Below are 4,310 nucleotides of genomic sequence, written 5' to 3'. Positions count from 1 at the left end.
GCCTGGGCGGGCGTTCGGCGCGCCGGCGGGTGACATGGCGCAGGCCATCGTGCGCGACCTGCGCCTGCCGCGTGTGGTGCTGGCGCTGCTGGTGGGCGCCACGCTGGCCCTGGTGGGCGGCCTGCTGCAAAGCACCACGCGCAACGACCTGGCCGACCCATTCCTGTTCGGCCTGTCCTCGGGGGCTTCCACGGGCGCCGTGGCCGTCATCACGTTGACCGGCGAATGGCTGGGCGCCTGGACCTTGCCGGCCGCGACCTTCGCCGGGGCCGTGGTGGCGGCGGGCGCCGTGCTGCTGCTGGTGCGCGCGCGGGTGGGCAGGGGCCTGCGCAGACGGTGCTGGCCGGGTTGGCGGTGTCGTTTCTGTTCGGCGCGCTGACGCACGGGCTGGTCTTTGCGGGCGATCAGCGCGCGGCGCATGCCGTGGTCTTCTGGTCGCTCGGCGGCCTGGGGCTGGCGCGGTGGGACAACCTGTGGCTGGCATGCCTGGGGCTGGCCGTGCCCATGGTGTTCGTCTGGCGCCGCCACCGCGCACTGGATGCGCTGCTGGCCGGCGACGACACCGCCCACAGCCTGGGCATCGCGCCCGAGCGGCTGCGCACGCAGGCCTTCGTGGTGGCCGCGGTGGCGACGGCCTGCTGCGTGGCACTCGCCGGGGTGATCGGCTTCGTCGGCCTGATGGTGCCGCATCTGGCGCGGCGGCTGTCGGGGCCCCTGCATGCCGCGTTCCTGCCGTTGGCCGGGGTGATGGGGGGCGCATTGCTGCTGGCGAGCGATCTGGTGGCACGCACGCTGCTGGGCTCGCAGGAATTGCCGGTGGGCATTGTCACGGCGGGCATCGGCGCCGTGTTCGTGATGGCGCTGCTGCGGCGTCGGGTGGCGGACTGACATGGATCATCAGATGTTTTTGATCCTAAGTCATGGAAATATATTCTTTCTGGTTTGAAGGGCCGACTCCTAAGATCGCGGCAGCTTCCCTGAAAGGTGTTTTCCGTGATCCGACCGCTCTCCGTGGCAACCGACATTTCCCCAGGCCTTCCACGATCGGCTGACGCCTGGGCCGCAAGGGGCGGCGCATGAACTTTCAGCAACTGCGCTCCGTGCGGGAGGCCGTGCGCTGCGGCTTCAACCTGACCGAGGTGGCCGCCATGCTCTACACCTCGCAACCCGGCGTGAGCCGCCAGATCCGCGAGCTGGAGGAAGAGCTGGGCCTTGAAATCTTCGCCCGCGCGGGCAAGCGCCTCACCGGGCTCACGCCCCCCGGCGCCACGCTGCTGCCCATCGTCGAGCGGCTGCTTCTGGAGGCCGAGAACCTCAAGCGCGCCGGCCTGGACTTCAGCGCCGCGCAGGAAGGGCGCCTGTCCGTGGCGGCCACGCACTCCCAGGCGCGCTACGCCTTGCCCCAGGTGGTGCGCGACTTCCGGGCGCTGTACCCCCACGTGTCGCTGCACCTGCACCAGGGCTCGCCCCGCCAGGTGGCCGAAATGCTGCTGTCCGGCGAGGCCGACATCGGCGTGGCCACCGAGGCGCTGGCCGGTTACGACAGCCTGGTCACGCTGCCGTGCTACCGGTGGTCGCACAGCATCGTGGTGCCGCCGGGGCATGCGCTGCTGGACCAGGCCGAGCCCGTCACGCTGCAGCAGCTGGCGCGCTTTCCGATCATCACCTACGAGCTGGGTTACACCGGCCGCGCGCACATCGACGAGGCCTTCTCGCGCGAGGGCCTGACGCCTGACGTGGTGCTGACCGCCATGGATGCCGATGTGATCAAGACCTACGTGGAACTGGGCATGGGCGTGGGGATCGTCGCCTCCATCGCCGTGGACCCCGACCGCGACCGCCACCTGCGCATGCTGGACGCTCGCCACCTCTTCGAGGTCAACCTGACCCGCCTGGGCCTGCGACGCGGCAGCTGGATGCGCGGCTATGCCTACCGCTTCATCGAGAGCTTCGTGCCGACCCTCACGCGCGAGGCGGTGGAAGCCGCCATGAAGGCGCCCGCGCCCTGAGCCGGGCGAAAGAGGGCCAGCCAGCGCTCAGGGCGGCGGGGCAGGCTGCGACAACACCCACAGCGCGAGGGCCCGCGCCTCGGGCTCGGTGATGCGCGCCTGGCGCGGCATGATCACGCGGCCCCAGGTGCCGACGCTGCCGTTGCGGATCTTGCCGGCCAGCCGGGCCGGCGCCTGCGGGTCTTTGCGGTAGCGCTCGGCGATCTGGGCGAACCCCGGCCCCACCTGCTTGCGGACCATGCCGTGGCAGGCCATGCAGCCATGCTCCTGACCCAGGTGCCGATCCTCGGCGGCCTCGCCGGTGACGGCAGCGCTCGCCAGCCACAGGCCCGCCAGCACCGTCACGGCCCCGTGCCAGCCCAGCCGCGGCCCGGTGGCCGGGCCTGCGGAACGGGGCAGGGTGCGTGGGGCCATGGCGGTGCGGAAAAGGGCGTGGGTCATGCCGTCGAGCATAGCGGTGCGCATGCGGCACGATGGGATGGCGCCCACGCACCGCCTCTGTTGTCCGGCCTGCCGTTTTGCGCATATCCAAACGCGTTCTTGTCGCTTGGGCCAGCGCATCGGCCCCGATAGATTCGCTTCAAGCCCACCGCACGGCGCAGTGGGCACTCCAGCGAAAGGACGAGGGATGACGACTGCAGCACTGCGATTTCAACGCCACCTCCCGACATGGCGCGACGGCCTGTATGCCCTGGCATTGGGCGCGGCCATCGCGCTGTGCGGCACCGCCTTCGCGGCCACGCCGGTGCCGCAGGGTCCGCTGGTCACCACCGACTGGCTGGCGCAGAACCTGGACAACACCAAGGTCCGCGTGATCGAGGTCAGCGTGAACCCCGGCCTGTACGAGCGCAGCCACGTGCCCGGCGCGGTCAACTTCTCCTGGCATTCCGACCTGAACGACAAGGTGCGCCGCGACATCGTGGGCAAGGAGGCATTCGAGGCGCTGCTGTCCAAAGCCGGCGTGGCACCGGACACCACGGTGGTGCTCTACGGCGACACCAGCAACTGGTTCGCTGCCTGGGGCGCCTGGGTGTTCGACATCTACGGCGTCAAGGACGTGAAGCTGCTGGACGGCGGCCGCAAGAAATGGGAGGCCGAGAACCGGCCGCTGAACAACCGGGTGCCCGAACCCGTGGCCACCACCTACCGCGTCGCCAGCGTCAACACCCAGCTGCGGGCCCGGCTGTCCGACGCGCTGGCGGTGGCCGAAGGGCGCAGCGATGCCCGGCTGGTGGACCTCCGCTCGGCGGACGAATACACCGGCAAGGTCTTCGCCCCGGCCGGCGTGCCCGAGCTGTCGGTCCGCGCGGGCCACATTCCCGGCGCGGCCAATGTGCCGTGGGGCCAGGCGGTGCGCGAAGACGGCACGTTCAAATCGGCCGAAGAACTGAAGAAGCTTTACGCCGCCGCGGGCATCGACGGCAGCAAGCCGATCATCACGTACTGCCGCATCGGCGAGCGCTCCAGCCACACCTGGTTCGCGCTGAGCAAGATCCTGGGCTACGAGGTGCGCAACTACGACGGTTCGTGGACCGAATACGGCAATGCCGTGGGCGTGCCCATCACCAACCCGTCCGGCACCCTCTGGGCCGCCAAGTAGCGCCGGGCCAAAACAGTTTGTCAGTAGGGGGTCTCTTTTCAAGCCCGCCGCGTGCGGGCTTTTTTTTTTGTCCGGAGGTTTTTGGCCATGCGCGTTGCGGGACTGTTTTCATGGGGACTGCTGGCCGCAGTGGGGGTTGCCGCCTTGGCGCTGCAGGGCCAGCCGGGCGGGCGCACGCTGGCTTTCTCATTGGCGGTGGGCGCCGTGCTGGGCGTGGTGCTGCAGCGGTCGCGCTTTTGCTTTTATTGCCATGCCCGCGACTGGTTCGCCGACGGCAACCCGCGCGGCCTGCTGGCCCTGGTCCTGGCGCTGGCCGTGGGCACGGTGGGATACACCGTCGTGCTGGGCAGCTGGGTGCCGGTGCCCACGGCCGGGCAATTGCCGGCGGACATGCACATCGGCCCGGTGAGCCTGGCCCTGGTGGCCGCGGGCCTGGCGTTCGGCGCCGGCATGGTGGTGTCGGGCTCGTGCATCAGCGCGCACTGGTACCGGCTGGCAGAAGGCTCGCCCGTCGCGCCTTTCGCCCTGATCGGATCGGCCGGCGGGTTCATCCTGGGGTTTCGCACCTGGAACCCGCTGTACAGCGCCAGCGTGGCCGACGCACCGGTCGTGTGGCTGCCGGCGCACCTGGGCTACGGCGGCGCGCTGGCGCTGCAGTTGGGCGTGCTGGCGGCCATCGCGGCCTGGCTGTGGCGCGGATT

General features: G+C 70.3%; 4 protein-coding genes and 1 pseudogene. 4 read left to right on the top strand and 1 reads right to left on the bottom strand.

The window, feature by feature from the left end:
• Positions 1–34 precede the first annotated feature (34 nt).
• Together AC27IQ_RS19410 and AC27IQ_RS19405 are read left to right on the top strand one after the other, a co-directional pair.
• Positions 35–888: pseudogene (locus AC27IQ_RS19410) on the top strand (FecCD family ABC transporter permease).
• A gap of 188 nt (positions 889–1,076) precedes the next feature.
• On the top strand, positions 1,077–2,009 hold the full coding sequence (locus AC27IQ_RS19405) for a CysB family HTH-type transcriptional regulator (protein WP_284414432.1): 933 nt from the start codon (positions 1,077–1,079) through the stop codon (positions 2,007–2,009).
• Positions 2,010–2,036: 27 nt separating this feature from the next.
• Here the strand turns inward: AC27IQ_RS19405 and AC27IQ_RS19400 are convergent, their stop codons facing one another.
• On the bottom strand, positions 2,037–2,450 hold the full coding sequence (locus AC27IQ_RS19400) for a c-type cytochrome (RefSeq protein WP_487090460.1): 414 nt from the start codon (positions 2,448–2,450) through the stop codon (positions 2,037–2,039).
• A gap of 187 nt (positions 2,451–2,637) precedes the next feature.
• On the opposite strand from AC27IQ_RS19400, the gene AC27IQ_RS19395 reads away from it, so the two are divergent.
• Both AC27IQ_RS19395 and AC27IQ_RS19390 read left to right on the top strand, forming a co-directional pair.
• On the top strand, positions 2,638–3,609 hold the full coding sequence (locus AC27IQ_RS19395) for a sulfurtransferase (RefSeq protein WP_487090459.1): 972 nt from the start codon (positions 2,638–2,640) through the stop codon (positions 3,607–3,609).
• A gap of 87 nt (positions 3,610–3,696) precedes the next feature.
• Positions 3,697–4,310: YeeE/YedE thiosulfate transporter family protein (locus AC27IQ_RS19390; RefSeq protein ID WP_487090458.1), on the top strand; the 614-nt coding region annotated here is incomplete at its 3' end.

This window comes from Acidovorax sp. KPB24-07, assembly GCF_057543315.1.
The sequence above is the reverse complement of the archived record's forward strand: the minus strand, read 5'-3'. Positions and strand labels throughout refer to the sequence as shown.